Annotated in this window: 15 protein-coding genes and 3 pseudogenes; 11 read left to right on the forward strand and 7 right to left on the reverse strand. The window is 61.9% G+C overall.

The window, feature by feature from the left end; all coding sequences use genetic code 11:
• Positions 1 to 62: 62 nt before the first annotated feature.
• From QN084_RS13420 to QN084_RS13435, 4 genes are all read right to left on the reverse strand, one after another.
• The gene (locus QN084_RS13420; protein WP_069695547.1) at positions 63 to 1,145 is read right to left on the reverse strand and encodes an LLM class flavin-dependent oxidoreductase; all 1,083 of its coding nucleotides are present in this window, start codon (positions 1,143 to 1,145) and stop codon (positions 63 to 65) included.
• Positions 1,146 to 1,269: 124 nt separating this feature from the next.
• Complete coding sequence (locus QN084_RS13425; RefSeq protein ID WP_069695548.1) at positions 1,270 to 2,676, reverse strand: purine-cytosine permease family protein; 1,407 nt, start codon at positions 2,674 to 2,676, stop codon at positions 1,270 to 1,272.
• Between the two features lie 163 nt (positions 2,677 to 2,839).
• On the reverse strand, positions 2,840 to 3,778 hold the full coding sequence (locus QN084_RS13430) for a cyclase family protein (protein ID WP_259362806.1): 939 nt from the start codon (positions 3,776 to 3,778) through the stop codon (positions 2,840 to 2,842).
• A gap of 2 nt (positions 3,779 to 3,780) precedes the next feature.
• Positions 3,781 to 4,080, reverse strand: a complete 300-nt coding sequence (locus QN084_RS13435; protein ID WP_259362807.1) for a Dabb family protein — start codon at positions 4,078 to 4,080, stop codon at positions 3,781 to 3,783.
• A 130-nt stretch (positions 4,081 to 4,210) separates the two neighbouring features.
• Here QN084_RS13435 and QN084_RS13440 point away from each other — a divergent pair, with 130 nt between their 5' ends.
• The 7 genes and pseudogenes from QN084_RS13440 to QN084_RS13470 all read left to right on the forward strand — a co-directional run.
• Positions 4,211 to 5,149, forward strand: coding sequence for a LysR family transcriptional regulator (locus tag QN084_RS13440; protein WP_182264030.1), 939 nt, complete (start codon positions 4,211 to 4,213; stop codon positions 5,147 to 5,149).
• Between the two features lie 125 nt (positions 5,150 to 5,274).
• Positions 5,275 to 5,736: pseudogene (locus QN084_RS13445) on the forward strand (helix-turn-helix domain-containing protein); the annotation flags it as partial.
• Positions 5,737 to 6,014: 278 nt separating this feature from the next.
• Positions 6,015 to 7,145, forward strand: a complete 1,131-nt coding sequence (locus QN084_RS13450) for a tyrosine-type recombinase/integrase (RefSeq protein WP_069695976.1) — start codon at positions 6,015 to 6,017, stop codon at positions 7,143 to 7,145.
• Positions 7,138 to 7,491 (forward strand): helix-turn-helix domain-containing protein, encoded by a 354-nt coding sequence (locus QN084_RS13455; RefSeq protein WP_014923526.1) that lies wholly within the window; start codon positions 7,138 to 7,140, stop codon positions 7,489 to 7,491. Before QN084_RS13450 ends, QN084_RS13455 begins: the two co-directional genes overlap by 8 nt.
• On the forward strand, positions 7,484 to 8,950 hold the full coding sequence (locus QN084_RS13460; protein WP_069695977.1) for a site-specific integrase: 1,467 nt from the start codon (positions 7,484 to 7,486) through the stop codon (positions 8,948 to 8,950). Before QN084_RS13455 ends, QN084_RS13460 begins: the two co-directional genes overlap by 8 nt.
• A 113-nt stretch (positions 8,951 to 9,063) precedes the next feature.
• Positions 9,064 to 9,285: a hypothetical protein gene (locus QN084_RS13465; protein ID WP_069696870.1), complete on the forward strand. Its 222-nt coding sequence runs from the start codon at positions 9,064 to 9,066 to the stop codon at positions 9,283 to 9,285.
• Between the two features lie 191 nt (positions 9,286 to 9,476).
• Positions 9,477 to 9,599, forward strand: a pseudogene (locus QN084_RS13470) (IS481 family transposase); the annotation flags it as partial.
• A gap of 17 nt (positions 9,600 to 9,616) precedes the next feature.
• On the opposite strand, the pseudogene QN084_RS13475 reads toward QN084_RS13470, so the two are convergent.
• A pseudogene (locus QN084_RS13475) lies at positions 9,617 to 9,857 on the reverse strand (fumarylacetoacetate hydrolase family protein); the annotation flags it as partial.
• Between the two features lie 94 nt (positions 9,858 to 9,951).
• On the opposite strand from QN084_RS13475, the gene QN084_RS13480 reads away from it, so the two are divergent.
• Positions 9,952 to 10,311 carry an FAD-dependent monooxygenase gene (locus QN084_RS13480; protein WP_310649537.1) on the forward strand — a complete coding sequence of 120 codons (360 nt, stop codon included), beginning with the start codon at positions 9,952 to 9,954 and terminating at the stop codon, positions 10,309 to 10,311.
• A 363-nt stretch (positions 10,312 to 10,674) separates the two neighbouring features.
• The gene (locus QN084_RS13490; protein WP_069696410.1) at positions 10,675 to 11,919 is read left to right on the forward strand and encodes a S1C family serine protease; all 1,245 of its coding nucleotides are present in this window, start codon (positions 10,675 to 10,677) and stop codon (positions 11,917 to 11,919) included.
• Positions 11,920 to 12,174: 255 nt separating this feature from the next.
• On the opposite strand, the gene QN084_RS13495 is transcribed toward QN084_RS13490, so the two are convergent.
• Entirely contained in the window at positions 12,175 to 13,989 is a 1,815-nt protein-coding gene (locus QN084_RS13495) for a thiamine pyrophosphate-requiring protein (protein WP_069696409.1), read from the reverse strand.
• 67 nt (positions 13,990 to 14,056) lie between these two features.
• A complete protein-coding gene (locus tag QN084_RS13500) occupies positions 14,057 to 15,082 on the reverse strand; it encodes a LacI family DNA-binding transcriptional regulator (protein WP_069696408.1) in 1,026 nt (341 codons plus the stop codon).
• Positions 15,083 to 15,208: 126 nt separating this feature from the next.
• Between QN084_RS13500 and QN084_RS13505 the strand changes: the two genes are divergently transcribed.
• The gene (locus QN084_RS13505) at positions 15,209 to 16,393 is read left to right on the forward strand and encodes a Gfo/Idh/MocA family protein (RefSeq protein ID WP_069696407.1); all 1,185 of its coding nucleotides are present in this window, start codon (positions 15,209 to 15,211) and stop codon (positions 16,391 to 16,393) included.
• Between the two features lies 1 nt (position 16,394).
• A complete protein-coding gene (locus QN084_RS13510) occupies positions 16,395 to 17,390 on the forward strand; it encodes a Gfo/Idh/MocA family protein (protein ID WP_069696406.1) in 996 nt (331 codons plus the stop codon).
• Positions 17,391 to 17,408: the final 18 nt, after the last annotated feature.

The raw sequence follows: 17,408 nt of genomic DNA on the forward strand, positions 1-17,408 counted from the left end.
GTCCTGTCCCGAGCAACGTCGTTGCCGGGGACAGGACCAGCCTGGCAGTGCACCGTGGCCTCTTAGGCAGGCTGGAGCGCGGCGAGCTTTTCGCGGACGAGCGGCAGGACCTTCTCGCCGAAAACCTTGATGTCCTGCACGTAGTCCACAAACGTCATGAGTACGCCGGCCGCACCCGTATCACGCTCCATCGTGGCGATTTGCTCAGCCACATTCTCGTAGGAACCGTGAATGACCGGAAAGCTCATGAAGGTCAGGTTGCCCTCTTCAGCAGGCGCAGTGAGCCCCGCGACGAAGTGTGCACTGGTGCCTCCTGTCTGAGGGTCGAGAGACGCACTGCCAGCAACGTTTTTGAGCGCTTCCAGGTCACGACCGTCAATGATGTGCTGAGTCTTTGCGAATGCCTCTTCGTCGGTCTCCGCGGCGATAACAGTAAAGAGAGCATAGCTGCCGACTGTACGCCCCACCCGCTCTGCTTCCTCGTTCATCGGCTTCGTGATCTGTGGCAATAGCGCACGATCTGCAAAAACAAAGTTGTAGTCACCGTGGTGCGCGGTGTATTCTTGGCCCTTCTTTGACTGTCCGGCGGTGACAATGGGGAGTTCACGACCCGAGCTCGGCAAGCACGTCGCGTCCTGAATATCGAAGAACTCACCCTTGAACGTGGTGCGCCCGTCTCTCCAGAGCCCACGAAGGATCTGTACGTACTCCGCTGCGTAGTCGTAGCGCCTGTCGTAGTAGTCGTCGCCTGGCCACAGACCCATGGGCTCGTATTCAGGACGATTCCAGCCGGTTACAAGGTTTACGCCGCCCCGTCCCTTGGCAATCTCATCGAAGGTCGCAAGCTGGCGGGCCGCGATCACTGGAGGAATACCGAGGATCGGAACCGTTGCGAAGACATCGATCTTGCTGGTATGGGCAGCGATGCCAGTAGCCAGGACGACCGAGTCGAGGCAACCATCCCAGTAACCGGTTTTGCCGCCAAAGCCGCGATATTTGATCATCGAGAGGACAAAATCGAGACCAATGTTTTCGACCTCCTGTGCGATCTCCAGGCAGTGTTCAAAGGAGGGCTCGTACTGCGGTGCGTTTTCCGAAATGATGTATCCGTTTTGACCATTCGGAAGGAAGACTCCGAGTTTCATTGCTACTTCTCCAATTTCATTGTTGTGAATTGCGTACGGCCGCTGCGATCTTGGTTGTTGCCGTCTGCCCTTGGTCCGGCTGGGCGGGGTCCTGGCCGAGGTCAGGTGCGGTCGCTGGTGTTGTTCAGTCCCCGGTTACCCCGCCTCCGTTTAGGCCCGTGTTGTGCTCGGCTTTGGTCTCCAGGTGCAGGGCACTGTGCTGCCTAAAAGCACCCCTCAGCCCGGCGTATAGGCCGCTGGCTACAACGACTGTTGCGATTGGGCCCCACGTTGCACCCCAAGAGAAGGCACTTGTGAGGAAGATGCCAACCACAGTCGCTGCGACCCAGGCGATCAGTCCCGGGTAGTGGACCTGCTTGTAGTGTTCGTCTCCGAGCAGACCGTGTTCTTCCTTCCGTGTCCGGTTTAGGAGGATGTGCGTGAGGGCGATTGAAACCCACCCGCTGACCAGAACTCCCTGCCATGCCAAAGCAAGGAGCAGGTACTGGATGATCGGCAGCAGCATCAACAAGTAGATGATCACCGAGGAGACAACCACCCAGAACGCTGCTGGAAGCTTTACTCGGAACAGCCGCTCCCCGAATTCCTGCAAGTTGGCTGCGCCCATGAAGTAGTTCGCCGTGTTGATTCGGGTTTGGAAGACTAGTATGAGCAGAAGCCCGATTGGTCCCATCAAGTTCACCAAGCCCCCGGAGAGGCCCGCCTCCGAACCATCCAGACCGGGAATGGTGAATGTCAGGAAGATGCCAACCAGAGCGTTTACACCGTAGGTAATTACCCAGAAAACCCAGGTGAAGGTGAACTTCGTGTGGAAGCCGGTGTCCTGGCGCTTGCCCAACGCTGCGTAGTCCATGACGTACATCATCAGCACCCAGACGCCCAAATATGCCGCGAAGGTGGCAAGCCAGCCAGGGCCACCGGCAGCGAGGGGAAGCTCCGGCCCGGGGGTGTGGGTCAGCCATGCGTCCGAGAACCCGTGCTTGATGCCTGCCCAGGCCACCATGACAACAAGTCCAAGGAAGTACAGCGGAAGCAACCAACCGTTGAGTTTGTCCAGGAAGCGCCGGACTCCACCCATGATCAGGGGGGTGGAGTAGGCCACGACCACGAGGCTCCAGATCCAGTTTTCCCCGCCGAAAGCCGTGCGGAACGCGTGCACGATAATGAGGCCCTCAAAGACGGCGTAGTAAATGGCGGTGAGAGCCAGAATCACGCTGGCAATGATGGTGCCGGCCTTGCCCAAGATGGTCCGTGAGAACCGAGCTACCGTGGTGCGGTTGTTGATTGAGTGCTTCGCAAGCACGTGGTTAATCAAGCTATACGTGATAATGGTTAGCACGAGGCCGATGATCGCGTTGACCGTGCCGTACGCGACCGCCATGGCTGCGCCGATGTAGAGCATGAACATGGCGCTGGCGATGCCGTAGAACGCCATCAGCAGTGACCATTTGCCCATCTGGTCCTCGTCGGAACCAGTACGGTACAAGGCGTCTGTAACCTCGACCGTGTTGTTTGTGCCCTTGAGATCCATGAGTTTCTCCTTTGAAACTTGGAACTGATAGCCCGTGGTCTCTTGAGCAAAACTGGACATTGGGTCCGGTCTGTTGCTCACCGTTGGGGCTCCCTGATTATTTCGATTGTCGTTCACGTCAAGCTAGACCTGAACGGTTGAACTGTTTTCCGCCCTCGCGGAATTAGTTCAGCTTCAGAGCCATGGGGCGGATTGGCGCACCCGTTGCTCCCTTGAGGCGAATCGGCGCCGCAATGACGCAGAACTCGTTGACGTCGTCTGCCGAGAGCTCTTCGAGGTTCAGCAACTCAATCATCGGTACGCCGGCCTCTGCCAGGAAGTGACAATGCCCGGGAAGCCAGTTGTCTTCGTGGTGGCTGGGACCAACCTCCACGCATTCCTGATCCGCGCCGATGACGCTGATTCCCTGTGCAGTGAGCCAACGGGATGCATCCAGGCTGAGGCCGGGAGGGTTGCCGAGCGCCTTGCTGCCGTCGGGCCAGAAAGCCATCCGTCCTGTACGCACAAACACGACGTCGCCCTGCCCGATAGTCAAGCCGGTGCGCTGCAGTTCGTCTTCGATGTCTTCAACTGTGATGGCGTAGGAGTCCTCAAGGCACTGCACGCCCTTGAGCTTGGCGATGTCCAGCAGTACGGTGCGGGCGATGATTGGCGGAATCGTGTCCACGCCACCCTTGGTCCAGTTACGGCTGCCAAGATGTTCCTTGGCTGTGAAGCCGTTGTAGATGGCACCGTCAACGCCGAAATGGTTCAGGGCATCGATGTGGGTGCCAGTGTGGGTATACAGGAAAACGACATCGCCCGAGTAGCAGACGTGCTGATTAACGTGGTCCCCTGCGCCGTTTAGGTTATCGACGACGGTTCCGTCCGGCGTGTGGCTCATGAAAATTTGGTACGACGGGTCGCCTGCCGCTTGGAAACTTGGCATGCCCACAAAGTAGTCCACGCTCAGGTCATAGACCTTTGAGGTGTCTGCACGGTCCAAGGCGTTGGTCTGGGCGGCCAAAGCAAGAGTGTTCAGCGCTCCGAGCTCGTCGTCAGCACCATAGGGGCTCATCGCGACCTTGATGCCCGCCTTGGTTTCTGCAATATTCGCAGTCACGATTACTCTGCCTCGCGGATGAAGTCGACGACCGCACGGCTGCGCACCATCGGCAGCAACTGCTGTACGATCTCTTCGTGGAACGGGTCGGACGAGTAGGACTCCAGGTCGGCCCAGGAATCGAAGTCCGTGATCAGGACACCGTCCCACGGCTCACCGTTCTCGTTGGGTTCGCCGACGTGGCCGCCAAGTTCCCAGCTACGGATGACGGTCAGCTTGTCTGAAAGCTGGGTCAGAAGGTCAAGGATGGCCGAGTTTTCAGCCGTTTCTGCCGCCTGCCACATGAATACGTGCCTGATCAAAACTGATCTCCTTCTCGATCTAAGAGGACCACGGGCTATTGCGTCCGCATCGCTTGGACGCTGTGTGCACTCGTGGTCTTTTTCGTGTGTAATGCCATCTTGCTGTGGCCTAGGGCTATGAGTCCAACACATGCTTGTCATCACACCAATCGATATGGATCATGGATGGGTGGAGTTACAACAGTTTCGCTATGTCGTGGCCGTGGCAGAAGACGGGAACTTTACTCGTGCGGCCGCACGCTGTTTCGTGGTGCAGTCAGCATTGAGTCACCAGATCAAGCGTTTGGAGGATGAATTGGGCGTCAAGCTGTTCAATCGGACAAGCAGACGCGTTGAACTGACAGCAGCAGGTACGGCCTTCCTCGCAGCAGCCCGTACCGCGCTCAATGCTGCAGAACGTGCCGCCGTTGACGCGGCAGCGGCGGCAGGTCACATCACTGGACGCCTGCGCGTAGGTGTCATTCCAACAGTGACCGCAATCAACGTTTCAGCCTCGTTGCAGGAATTTAGAGAAGCTCATCCACAGATCCACGTAATGTTGCAGGCCGGCGGCAGCGACGAACTGGAAGCTTCCATCACGCGGGGAGATCTTGACGTGGGCTTCCTCGGCTTGCCGGAAAACCGCAAACCAAAGGGAGTCTCGTGGCGGCATTTGGGTTCTGATCCGTTGGTCGCTGTGACCAGCCAAGAACATCGTCTGGCAAACTCTCGCGAAGTAAAGCTATGTGATTTGGCCCAGGAGACATTTGCGGATTTTCCCGGCGGAACTCCGGCACGCGACGAGAGTGATCATGCCTTCGCTGCAGCGAATATCCACCGAGAAGTGGCCTTCGAATCAATGGCTACGGATCTCACCGTGGATCTCATTCGCCATAACCTGGCCGTGGCACTCCTGCCTGCAGGATATGTGCCGCGCCATCCGGACCTCGTCAGCATCCCGATCGCCGACGGGCCCTCACGATCCGAATATGTAGCTTGGAGCAGGTTCAATCCCAGCCCCGCGACACACGCGTTTCTCGAGCTGATCAACCCATCCGATCTGCCCGAGAACAACCACGGGCAGCCTTAGAATCCTTACGCCACGCTAGCTGTAGTTCCCATGGAGGTTGTGAACAGCGTGGCGTGATGTAAAAGGCGAAAGCCTCCGGTATCGATTTGGGTTACCACACTCATCTCGACGCCAGGAGGCTCTCGTTGTCCTACGGTACCCATGCCAACGCCGATCTGACACCTAAGGCCAGGGCGAAGCTGGCCCGTTTGGTCGTTGAGGAGGGCTGGACGTTGCGCCGGGCCGCGGAACGTTTTCAATGCTCACCAGCGACGGCCAAGAAGTGGGTGGACCGCTACAGGGTCCGTGGTGAGGACGGCATGGCTGACGCGTCCTCCCGCCCGCGGCGGAGCCCGAAACGCACCCCCGTACGCACCGAACGCCGCATTGTGGGGTTGAGGTTCAATCGGCGGTGGGGACCGCACCGGATAGCGGCCCACCTGGGCTTGGCCCGCTCCACCGTCGGCAAGGTCCTGACCCGGTACCGGATGCCCCGGCTGGCCTGCCTGGATCAGGGCACCGGTCTGCCCGTTCGCACACCTGCACCGCAGCGCTACGAGCAAGAGAACCCCGGAGACCTGATCCAGGCGATCATTCGCAGGTGGGGATCTGGTCACCTAGGAGAGGTCTTGCTAGACTAGGACAGATAGTAATTTTGTCCTGTCATTCTGTCAGCTTGACATAACGTCCATTATCGGCGTTTGAGTGGGACGAGTAGAAGTAGATGAGAGGACTCGTCCTACATTGCTTTTTGGTGTTCATGCAGGTCAGACGAATGCAGTGAGGCCCCGAAGCCGATGGGCATGAACGAGTGGCTTCGCGTGATGGCGCGGGCTAGCGGCGTAATCGCTCATTAGATGAGAGATTTTCGCGTACAGTTTGGTCTGTGAGTATCGAACCTGGGCGGATTCCGGTCTTTCTGACCGATGTGAATGTCGGGTTGCTGCGTGCCGAGGATCGTGTTTTCGAGGCGATGTTGGATGGCTGGCGTGCTCAGATGCTGGCGCGTGGCCTGTCGACGTCGTACATCAAGAGCTCGTGCGGAACGATCCAGCGGTTCCAGGAGCACGCGAATGAGTATCCGTGGACGTGGTCGGCGCATCACTTGGACGAGTTCCTGGCTGACCGGCGAAGCTCCGAGAAGGGCTTGGCGCTATCAACCCTGAGGGCCAATTCCGGGGCCATCAGGGCGTTCTGTTCCTATCTGACGGACGGGCGCTATGGCTGGGCGTCATTCTGCGAACGGGTCTTTTCCGACATCCCGGTACAGGTGGTCTTCGAGTGGAACTCACCCCGGCACACGACCGATGATGCTGTGCCGGCACGCCGCCGGGCGTTCACACGGACCGAACTGCAGTCGTTCTTTGACGCCGCGGACGACCTGGTCGACACCGAGTTCGCCAAGGGTTCAAAGCGCTGGCTGCCGGCGCTGAGGGACTCGACGGCGTTCAAGGTCGCCTATGCCTACGGGCTGCGTCGGCGTGAACTGGTGATGCTTGAGTACGTCGATTTCGGCCCCAACCCGCACGTTGAACAGTTCGGCCGCTTCGGAGCGCTCCAGGTGCGCTGGGCAAAGGGCACCAAGGGTTCAGGGCCCCGCCGCCGGACCGTGCTCACCGTCCCGGAGTTCGATTGGGTGGTGGGACTCCTTGAGTACTGGCTCTCCCCTGACGGCCGCAAAAGATTCCCTACCGCGGACAGGTCCGCCAGCCTGTGGCCATCGGAGCGCTCCGGCTCGACTGTTCACCGCAACTTCGACCGTTCATTCCAGCGGGTAAGGAAAATCGCGGGGCTCCCGGAAGAACTGACCCTTCACACGCTGAGGCACTCGTACGTGACGCATCTGATCGAAGCCGGCTACGACCCTCTGTTTATCCAGCAGCAGGTCGGGCACAGCTACTCCTCCACCACGGCCCTCTATACTTCCGTGTCGGCGGACTTCAAACAGAAGATCATCCAGAAAATGATCGCCCAGCGACTACGCAGCGGCGATGGCGAGGGGAACAGCCATGGCTGAACAGCGACGGATCGGCTACCGCTGGAACCTCCGGCAACTGATGGCCCAACGCAACCTCTGGAAGACCACCGAGCTGCTCCCCCTGCTCAAAGCCCGGGGCATCAACCTCTCCAACGCCCAAGTCCACCGCCTGGTCACCGGAACACCCGAACGCATTCCCGCACAGACCTTCGCAGCACTCTGTGACATCCTCGAATGCACGCCGAACGACCTCTTCGAGCCCTACGTGCAGATGCGCGCCGCTAAGACCGCCAACGCCCCGAAGAGGCCAGAAGACCTGGGCATCACTCCCGGGGCGCCGATTGCCCGCCGGATCCGGGTGCTGCCGCCGGACGAAGATGACTAGGCCCCGGAAAGCCGGCGACCCTGCGAAATGGCCGGAAGCCTGCGCCCGCTGCGCAGAACACCACAAAATCGCGGTCCGTTGGCCCGACGGCGGAATCTGCGGCTACTGCTACCAGCAAGCCAAAAGAACCCGCGGAGTCTGCGCCTGCGGCCACGAAGGGGTCTTGCCCGGTCGCGTCGGCACCCTGTCGGCCTGCCGGAAGTGCTCGGGCGTCCGCCTCAACGTCGACTGCATCGCGTGCGGCAAAGAAGACGAGCTCCACTCAGGCAATCGATGCTGGTCATGCATCCTTGCCATGACCGTCAACCGGATCCTCAGCCCGCCGGACAACCAGCCGCCCTCCCCCGAGCTCCGGGCAGTCGCCACCGCGCTGAAGTCCATGAAACGCGCCAACAGCGGTCTCACCTGGATCCAGCAGCCACACGTCACCGAGTTCCTCCAACAACTCGCCACCGAGCCTGTGATCACCCATGCCCGCCTCGACGAACTACCGGCATCGCGCACCCGCGAATACGTCCGCGGACTACTTGTCGAACACAATGCGCTGCCGCGACGCGATGAACTCAGCGCAAGGTTCAGCGACTGGGCCGAGCAGGCCCTCGACCGGATCACCAGTCCGGCCCACCGCGACATCACCCGCCGATACATTCGCTGGCACCACCTGCGCCGCATGAACCAGATGGACGAGGTCACCCGAGGAACGTTCCTGCAGGCCAAACAGGCAGTCACCGTCGCCATCGAACTGCAGAACTGGCTCAGCGAACAGGGCAACGAACTCGCCGAAGTGAACCAGGCGCACTTGGACCGATGGCAGGCAGAAGGCCCCACAACACGTGGTATCGCTTCACGCTTTCTCGACTGGGCAATCAGGACCAACCTCATCGACCCTTCCCTGAAACTGCAGCCTCACCGCCGCGGCACCAGTCCGCGCCTCGACGCGGCCGCTCAAACCGAGATCGTTGCCAACCTCAGCCACACGACTGACATGAACCCGAGAGACCGCGCGGCAGCCATCCTCATCCTGGTCTTCGGCCAGCAGGTCTCCGACATCGTCCAACTAACCTGGGACAACGTCACAGTGACAGAGGAACTCGTCACCATCACCCTCGGAACCGTCGAAATCGCACTTACACCACCGCTCGATGAGCCCTGGCGAGACCTCACGGCCACGCCAACCCATCACCAGACAGCAGCGCACCCCAACAGCAAGTGGGTATTCCGAGGCGGCTCACCCGGCCAGCACATCCAAGCCTCAACCCTCACTCAACGACTCAGCACGGCCTTCAGTAGTCGGGCAGCCAGGCTCGGAACACTTCACGAACTCACCAAACTCGCCCCCGTTGCCATCATCGCCGAAGCACTTGGCTACTCCGCGGCTACAATCGATCGCCACGCCATCGACTCGTCAGCCAACTATGCGCAATACGTCTCTGCTTTGAAATCAGCCATCTCGAGATAGAAAGCAACCGTGACAGCACCCAGGGTTGGTGAAGATAGTGAGGGCGAACTCAGACTCGCCCGCGTAGGATGGGGCCACTACGCTGAACTCGCGCTGAGAGTCTCCTTACCAAGGTGAACAGCAAGGTGACCAGAGAGGTCGACATGGCGGACGAACGAGGCTTTCGAAAGCTGATTCTTCTCTGTATTGCTGGCTTAGTCGCTGGCCTTGTCGTGACATTTATTCTCCGGGCGATTTTTCCAGAAGCAGAGATTTTATACATGACAGCTGGAGCGGCAGTCACCGCCGTGGTTGCGGTGCCGCCCCTGGCCAGATACTTCCAAAAGCGGATGTGAAGAGCGGAAGCTACACGCACAGCCCAAATTCCACAGACTTCGGTGGCGGCATCGGAAGGATCCGCGTCACCCCGCAACTGAAGGCCGCCTATCAAACACAATCGCGCCGACTGGTCCCACATCAACACGTCTCGCTGCCAGTCAAAGTACGGGAGTAGAAGTAGCTGCGAGAACTCCCGTGTCCGTTGTCAGTGGAGCGCGCCGCCACCTACCCGGCATGGCTCCACCATTACAATCATCACCGAACCCATACCGGCATCGGAGGCGAAACCCCCATCAGCCGCGTTCACAACCTCAGTGGGAATTACAGCTAGGTCGTGACGGGCGACCATCAGGCTTCCTTGACCACGCGGTTGTTCAACTGGCCGAGGCCCTCGATGGTGGTGGTCAGCAGTTCGCCTTCCTGCAGGTAGCGCTTGGGCTCCTGCGCGTGGCCCACGCCACCGGGGGTGCCGGTGGCGATCACATCGCCGGGGTACAGCGTGATGATGGTGGAGATGTAGGAGACCAGGAATTCCGGGGTGAACACCACGTCATTGGTGGGGGGTCTGCTGCTGGATTTCGCCGTCGACTGGGCACCGGCATCCGCTGGCCCATGTATGACCGCGATCCGGTGGAAAACAGGGTTGCCGGCCGCATGGTCCTGATGGGCGACTCGGCCCCCCAATGCTCCAGTACCTCGCCCAAGGCGCATGCCAGGCCCTCGAAGACGCCGCAGTATTGCAGGATGCCAGTGCCGGAACGGTTTTCACTGACGATGGCATCAACCCGGCAGGTTGGGACGAAGCGATCCGTGCCTTCAACGAAGCCCGCGCGGAGCGCACCGCCCGGGTCCAGCGCACAGCCCGTGTTTGGGGCGAATCGTGGCACGTCTCCGGCATAGGCCGTACCCTCCGCAATCTGCTTTTCAAGAGCCGCAAGGACAACGACTTCCAGTACAACGACTGGCTCTACGCCCAGGGCGTCCCCGGCGGACCTGCCGCGGAAGCGCCCAAGGTCATCGCGGCCGGAAAGGTCCCTGCCTGACGCCCTGACGCGGCGCCCAAACGCGAAAGCCGCCTGCCGCCGTCGTACTTCACGGGAAGAGTACGACGGCGGCAGGCGGCTTTTGTGCGTCAGGCGCCGGTCTCGTATCCGCTGTCAACTCGCCCGTCACGAACGCACTTCCGGATTGACAGGATCCTTAGGGGTTACGATGTGCTTGCTGGGACACGAGTCGAGTAAACGGCCGTTGGTTTGAATCATGGGGAAGGTCTCCCGTTTTCCCTCCATGATCAAGCGCATCTGACGGTGGCTTACCCGACTCATATTTTTTGTGGGCAGTTGCAGGAGCGGGCACAACAGAGGGTTGCTCATGCAGCTGTTCTTCTCAGCCTCGGGAGGTAATTGATGAGCAGCAAACCCAGCCCCTACATCCGTTGCGCGGTTGTCACGTCCCTAAGCCTGTGTCTGTGGGTTACTACAGGCTGCACCAATGGATCCGGCACCGCCCCGCAGTCTTCGCCACCGACAAGCAGTCCAACCTCTACGCCCACCGAAAGCGCACCGACCACTTCGACCACGGCGACGAGTACAACTGCCGCCGCGTCGCCGAGTGCGTGGCCTGAGGTCGTCTCGGATGTTCAATCGGGGGTGGGCCAACTCTTCGTCACCACATGTGAGTACGACGGTACGGGAACCGGGTTCCTTATCGAACCGAACCTGGTGGTCACTGCAGCGCACGTTGTGCGGGACGCTGCCGCGATCAGCGTAGCTTTCGGCAGAACCTCAGTGAACGCCACCGTTGTAGGCACCAATGACATAGCGGACATCGCTCTTGTCAGAACCGACCAACCGGTCCAAGGACATGAGTTCCAACTCAGAACCAGCGAACCTCCGGTAGCCACCGACATTGCAGCACTGGGATTTCCGCTAGGCCGCCCGTTCACCTTCACCAAAGGAACAGTCAGCGTCCTCGATGCCGAGCAAGATACCGGAGAGGGAGTTCTCAGGAACCTCATCCAGACAGATACCGCAGTCAATTACGGCAACAGTGGAGGCCCGCTCATCACCCAGGATGGACAGGTAGCCGGCGTCGTCGTCACAGCCGAAATCAGGGGCAACTTCCGAGCCGAAGGCATCGCTTACGCGGTAACGGCGCCCCGTGTTGCCGCGGCTGTGAACGAGTGGAAATCACGGTCCACGCCTGTGGCCTTCAGGGACTGCGGAAACGCGCCGGCGCCAGATTCCGGGTTCTTCCCCTTCACCGTCTCGGCGGACCATGACCAGGCCCGCAGCATAGGTCAAAGCCTGCTCCTTCACGGTCAAGGCATCAATCAAGGCGCATACACCGCGGCGTTCAAACTCCTCGCCCCCGAGCTGCAGGCCACTTTCGGGGACGCTGCTACATGGAGCAAGGATCTTGGTTCCTCCTACTGGACAAAAGCAGAGCTCACTAAGGTCACCGGTGCCCCGTCAGCGGACGATTTGAGCGCCGATGTGAACCTTCAGACCATCCAAGACGCGGCCGATGCCTATCACGGGACGGACCAAACGTGCTCGAACTGGAGGATCCGGTACTCAATGCACTGGGACGGTACACGCTGGCTCATCGCCGGAACCTCCTTGCCGTTCGGCGATCCAACCGCTTGCTAGGACAAGTGGGCCCCTTTGGGAAAGAATCTCAAATCCAGTACATGGCCACGTTAGCGGCCACTTGGCCCGATGGGGCAATTGTGCGGGAGGCTGCTGCACAATTGCCGTGGGGTCACATCATGGTCCACTCGGACAAGAAGCTCAGGCCTATGATTTCGAATTCCTCGGCCTTTCCGAAGCACTGATTCCACCCAAGAGGACCTTCGGGGTGTGGACTTGCCCAGGCAAGCGCTGGCCCCAAAGATCCTCGATTCTTTAGGACCCTTCCCTCAACCGGGCCTCTCCCTCCGCGTAAGCATCCAACAGCTTCCGGGCATGGGTGCCGTCCGCACCTTCCTCGTCCAAGGCCGACTGCATGCCTTCGAGCTTCTGCTCACCGGCGGGGAAGGGCGGCAGCAGGGGAGTGTTGGGATCCGTCAGCACTTCCAGCACGGCCGGCCTGTCCGCTGCCAGGACTTCGTCCCACGCGGCGCCAAGCTGTGTGGGGTCGTCCACAGAGACACCCTTCAGGCCAAGCAACTCCGCATATGCGGCGAACGGGAAGTCCGGGAGCTCCTGGCTGTCGTTGAAGCGGGGTTCGGTTTCCGTTTCGCGCTGCTCCCACGAAACCTCGGCGAGATCCCGGTTGTTGAAGACGCACACCACAAAACGGGGATCCGCCCAGTCCCGCCAGCGGTGCGCCACGGTGATCAGCTCAGCAACGCCCAGCATCTGCATGCCGCCGTCACCCGCCAATGCCACCAGGGGCCGGTCCGGGTGGGCGAGCTTCGCAGCCAAGCCGTAGGGGATGGCGCAACCCATGCTGGCGAGGGTTCCGGAAAGGTGCGCCGGGACTCCCTGCGGGAGGGTCAGCTGGCGCGCGTACCAGTAAACGCAACTTCCGACGTCGACGCTTACTTGTGCGTTCTCCGGGAGCCGGCCGTTCAACTCGCGGACCACCAGCTCCGGGTTGACCGGGCTCGCGGCAATCCCGGCGCGTTCCGCCGACAACTTCCGCCAGGCGCGGACCTGGTCTTCGACGTCGGCACGCCACCGGGCGCGTTCGGCCTCCTTTTCGTGCCCCCTGGCAGCCAACCGGGAAGCGAGCTGTTGGAGTGTCTCGGCGGCGTCGCCTGCCAAGCCGACTTCGACGGGGTAGCGGTTGGCGATCTTCCGCCCGTCAATGTCGATCTGCACCGCTCTGGCCTGCCCGGGCTTGGGGTAGAACTCCGTCCAGGGATCGTTGGATCCGACGATCAGCAGGGAGTCGCAGTTTTCCAGGAGATGGCCGCTCGCCGTGGTCCCGAGGTGCCCCATGGTGCCCGTGGCAAAGGGGAGCGTTTCGTCCATATAGGGCTTGCCGAGAAGGCTGGTGGTAATGCCGGCATTCAGTTGTTCCGCCAGTTCCACCACCTCCTTCTGTGCCTTGCGGGCGCCCTGGCCCACCAGGAACGCCACCCGTTCGCCTTGTGCGAGGATCTCCGCTGCGGCATCAAGGTCCTCGTCCCGCGGCACTACCCGGGCCGGGCGCCAAACGGGGGCAGTGACCACAATGCCGTGCTCGGGTTCGAGCTCCGGGGCTTCGGCTGTTTGGAGGTCGTGGGGAACGATCACCACGCAGGGAGTCCGCGTTTCCAAGGCGGTGCGGAACGCCCTGTCGATCAGCATGGGGACTTGTTCGGGGGAGCTGGCCAGCTGGGCAAACTGAGCGGCGACATCCTTGAACAGGGTCAGGAGATCGATCTCCTGCATGTACGCAGAACCCAGGACCGTGCGGCTTTGCTGCCCGATGATCGCGACCACGGGCACGCCGTCCATCTTTGCGTCATAGAGGCCGTTCAGCAGGTGAACTGCGCCGGGGCCCTGGGTGGAAGTGACCACACCCACCCCGCCGGTGTATTTGCCGTGGCCCACCGCCATGAAGGCCGCAGCTTCCTCGTGCCGGGCCTGGACGAATTCCACCTCGCCCTCGGAGCGGCGGAGTGCTCCCATGAAGCCGTTGATGCCGTCCCCGCTGTAGCCGAACACCCTGTCCACGCCCCAGGCCTTGAGGCGTTCCACGATCAGATCCGAAACCGTTCGCTGAGTCATGAGGCTATGGTAAGCATACTTATTGATTTGGCGGGAGGGCCCCGGGTGCCACCCGCCCCGGGCGGCGTCACCCCTCCCGGGGCGCGTCCCCCGAGGACCCACGCACCTGCAAACGGGACGGCACCTGATGCAGGCGGGCCGGAAGATCGGGCGTCGTCAGCCGTTCGAGGATGAACTTTCCGGCCTCGACGCCCACCGCGAGGTTGCCGTTGTCCACGGAGGTCAGCGAAAGATGGCGGATCTTGGCGAGGTAGGTGTTGTCGTAGCCAACCAGTGAGAGGTCCCCGGGTACAGCCAACCCTTGGTCATCCGCGGCCGATAATGCGCCGATGCAGGCGATGTCGTTGTATGCGAAAATCGCGGTAGGGCGTCCCGGCCTCGAAAGCAGGCGGGTTGCGGCCGCGTAGGCCGACTCCTCGCTTACCCCGCCGGACACGACCACCGGTTCCAGTCCGGCGTCGAGCATTGAGCGCTCGAACGATTCCCGCCGCAGCCTGCCAACGATGCCAGGCCCTTGCAGGTGCGCGATTCTCCGGTGACCCAAGTGCAAAAGGTGCTCGGTGGCTTGCCGGGCGCCGGCGTCGTCGTCATTGACCACAATGTCCACCCCGGGAAGTTCAGGTTCGCGCGTTCCGGCAAGTACCACCGGAATGTTCCGCGAGGCATCTTCGATCGCAGCGGACTCGAGGGTCGTACCCACCACCACCAAGCCATCGATGCGCTGTTCCAGCAGCGTCTCCACGGAGCTCCGGCCCACGCGGTTATCCGTGTACGAGTCGGCCAGGACCGGAGAGACCCCGGCCGCGTGCAGCGATGCCGTGAGCCCTTCCAGCAACTCCACGAACCATGGATTCCGGATGTCGTTGAGCATCACGCCAACAGTCCCGCTGCGCGGCCCGGACAGGCGCTGGGCCAGGCGGTTGGGTCGGTAACCCAGTTGCTCCATGGCCTCCAGGACAGCACGACGGCGGCTCTCGCTCACGTTCGCGGATCCCTGCAGGACCAGCGACACCAGGGATTTGGAAACGCCGGCAGCACTCGCCACATCGCGGATGGTGGGTTTTGGTGCCGCCACGTTTGGCGTGTCAGTCACGGTGCTGCTTCCTCTCGGTCCGGCGGAATCGGCTCGACCTTCAAGCTTAGGGGTTGACGGGCCCCTGCTTATGACTCCATTATGGACCGGTCCAAGTAAATTCCAAAGAGTCAATGAGGATCTTCAATGAGTGCACCGAATTCGCGGCAGTTGGTCGCCGGGATGGTAGGCGGCGGGCCGGGGGCGGACATCGGCAAGACCCACCGCTACGCCATGCGGCTGGACGGCCACTACGACCTGCGGGCCGGGAGCTTCGGCCGTGACCGGAGCAATTCCCGGCAGGTCGCCGTCGAACTTGGCGTGGCCGCGGACCGCAACTACGCTGACGTCGCGGAGATGGCAGCCGCTGAGGCGGCCCGCGAAGACGGCGTGGATGTGGTGGTGATCGCTACGCCCAACGACAGCCACTTCCAGCTCGCCAAAGCCTTCCTGGACAAGGGCATCTCAGTGGTGTGCGAGAAGCCGTTGACCCAGGACTCCGCCACGGCTGCGGAGCTCGTCCGGGTCGCGGACCAAAACCATGCAATCCTCGCGGTCCCGCACTGCTACTCCGCCTACGCCATGGTCCGCCAGGCCGCGCGGATGGTCCGCAAGGGCGAGCTGGGCGCCATCCGGTTTGTCGACGTCGAACACGCCTCCGGCTGGGCGGCGACGCCGCTCGAAGAACTCGGCCACAAGCAGGCCGGCTGGCGCACCAACCCGGACATCGCCGGTTTCCCGAGCGTGGTGGGCGACCTGGGTACGCATGCCTTCCACCTCCTGCGCTACATCACGGGCCTCGAAGCCGAGCGCCTGTCCGGGCGGCTGCAAACGTTCGTGCCCAACCGTCGCGTCTTCGACAACGCCACCGTGGAACTCGAGCTGACCGGCAACGTCCCCGCACGGCTGTGGGCCAGCATGGCTGCCACCGGCCACAACCACGGCCTCCGCATCCGCGTTTACGGCGAAAAGGGCAGCCTCGAGTGGCTGCACGAGGATCCGCACCACCTCAAGGTGCAGGACCTCGCTGGTGCCACCACCATCCTCACTCACGGTCTCAGCACACTGCACGACGACGCGTCCCGGCTCACCCGGGTGGGCCTCGGCCATCCGGAAGGCTTCCTTGAGGCCTTCGCCAACTTCTACTCAGACCTCGCCGAGTCCCTGCGCGCCCGCCGTGACTCCACGCCACTCCCGGAGCGTGATCTCTCCTTCCCGACCGGCATTGACGGCCTGGTCGGTGTCCAGTTCGTTGAGGCCGTCGCCGCCTCCCACAACGACGATTCCGCGTGGAAAGTCCCCGCGTTCGCCCTCGAGAAAGCAGTTGCCTGACATGCCCCGTTTCGCCCTTCTGGGAGCCGGCTTCATCGGTTCGGTCCATGCCGCCAACCTGGCCGCCCACCCCGGCATCGATTTCCGCCTGGTGTACGACGTTGACCAGCAGCGGGCGGAGGCACTCGCCGTCGCGCACGGAGCCGTAGCCGCGACCTCGCTTGAGGAAGTTTTCGACCCATCCCGGATCGATGCTGTCTTTATCGCCTCCTCCACCGATACGCACGCTGAACACCTGCGCCGGGCTGCCGCCGTCGGAATTGCCGCTTTGTGTGAGAAGCCCATCGACCTGGACCTTGACCGCGCCCGGGAAACCGCGGCGTTCGCGCAGCAGAGCGGCGTGGCCGTGATGGTGGACTTCAACCGCCGCTTCGATCGCGACTATGCCGAACTCAAGCGCGTGGTGGACTCGGGGGAGATCGGCAAGGTGGAGCTCATCCAGCTCACCTCCCGCGGACCGTCCATGCCGCCGCTGTCCTACGTGGCCGTCTCCGGCGGCCAGATGCGCGACCAGACCGTCCACTTCTTCGACCTCGCGCGGTGGCTTTCAGGCTTGGATCCGGTGGAAGTCTTCGCAACGGGTTCGGCTCTGGCTGAGCCGGGAATCGCGCAGTACGACGACGTCGATACCTCCGCGGTCACGTTGCGGCTCCCCGGAGGGGCCTTGGTCCAGATCGATTCCGTGCGCCGCACCGGGTACGGGTACGACGAGCGGATCGAGATCATGGGCTCCGAGGGAATGGTGGAAGCCCGCCGGCACCGCAACGGCGCAGTCTCCCGGTACTCCGGTGCGTCCGTGGTGGACGATGGCCTCCACCCCGGCTGGTTCGAACGCGTCCAACCGACGTATGCCGCAGCGTTGGCGGCGTTCGTGTCCTCCCTCGAAGGCGGTGCCGCCCCGATCCCGACCCTGGACGACGGACTGAAAGCCCAAGCCATCGCCGAGGCCGCCACGCTCTCCCTGCGCTCCGGCCGCATGGAACCCATCAAGTACTAACCCAACTAGGTCGCATTT

Source organism: Paenarthrobacter sp. R1 (assembly GCF_030264015.1).
GTDB classification, from domain to species: Bacteria; Actinomycetota; Actinomycetes; order Actinomycetales; family Micrococcaceae; genus Arthrobacter; species Arthrobacter ureafaciens.

Coding starts and splice junctions, on each gene's coding strand:
- QN084_RS13420 (WP_069695547.1), bottom strand. CDS start 1,145: ATGAAACTCGGAGTCTTCCTTCCGAATGGTCAAAACGGATACATCATT.
- QN084_RS13425 (WP_069695548.1), bottom strand. CDS start 2,676: ATGGATCTCAAGGGCACAAACAACACGGTCGAGGTTACAGACGCCTTG.
- QN084_RS13440 (WP_182264030.1), top strand. CDS start 4,211: ATGCTTGTCATCACACCAATCGATATGGATCATGGATGGGTGGAGTTA.
- QN084_RS13455 (WP_014923526.1), top strand. CDS start 7,138: ATGGCTGAACAGCGACGGATCGGCTACCGCTGGAACCTCCGGCAACTG.
- QN084_RS13460 (WP_069695977.1), top strand. CDS start 7,484: ATGACTAGGCCCCGGAAAGCCGGCGACCCTGCGAAATGGCCGGAAGCC.
- QN084_RS13480 (WP_310649537.1), top strand. CDS start 9,952: ATGCTCCAGTACCTCGCCCAAGGCGCATGCCAGGCCCTCGAAGACGCC.
- QN084_RS13490 (WP_069696410.1), top strand. CDS start 10,675: ATGAGCAGCAAACCCAGCCCCTACATCCGTTGCGCGGTTGTCACGTCC.
- QN084_RS13495 (WP_069696409.1), bottom strand. CDS start 13,989: ATGACTCAGCGAACGGTTTCGGATCTGATCGTGGAACGCCTCAAGGCC.
- QN084_RS13505 (WP_069696407.1), top strand. CDS start 15,209: ATGAGTGCACCGAATTCGCGGCAGTTGGTCGCCGGGATGGTAGGCGGC.
- QN084_RS13510 (WP_069696406.1), top strand. CDS start 16,395: ATGCCCCGTTTCGCCCTTCTGGGAGCCGGCTTCATCGGTTCGGTCCAT.